Source organism: Pseudoalteromonas sp. 2CM28B (assembly GCF_023161935.1).
This window is the reverse complement of record NZ_JALNTH010000122.1, coordinates 1-528: the sequence shown is the minus strand read 5'-3', so window position 1 is coordinate 528 and position 528 is coordinate 1. Positions and strand designations below refer to the sequence as shown.

Sequence of the window (528 nt, the reverse complement as noted above, 5' to 3'; positions counted from 1 at the left end):
AGTAATGGGACAAAAAGTTCATCCTACTGGTATTCGCCTAGGTATATCTAAACCTTGGGTTTCTACCTGGTACGCGAATTCAAAAGATTTCTCTGCACAGCTTTTTGGCGATCACAAAGTACGTACATTCCTTACTAAGGAATTAAAAGCGGCTTCTGTGTCTAAAATCGTTATTGAGCGTCCAGCAAAATCTATCCGAGTAACTATTCACACGGCTCGTCCGGGTGTTGTTATCGGTAAAAAAGGCGAAGACGTAGAAAAATTACGTCAAGCGGTAACTAAAATCGCTGGTGTACCTGCTCAGATTAATATTTCTGAAGTACGTAAACCAGAACTAGATGCACAACTAGTAGCAGACGGCATTGCCTCTCAGCTAGAGCGTCGTGTTATGTTCCGCCGCGCTATGAAGCGTTCGGTACAAAATGCAATGCGCATCGGTTCTAAAGGGATTAAAGTTGAAGTTAGCGGTCGTCTTGGCGGCGCAGAAATCGCACGTTCAGAATGGTATCGTGAAGGTCGTGTACCTCT

General features: G+C 44.3%; 1 protein-coding gene. It reads left to right on the top strand.

All coding sequences use genetic code 11. From position 1 onward, the window contains the following. Nucleotides 1-4: 4 nt before the first annotated feature. Nucleotides 5-528: 30S ribosomal protein S3 (gene rpsC, locus MTN96_RS36910; protein ID WP_248534869.1), on the top strand; the 524-nt coding region annotated here is incomplete at its 3' end.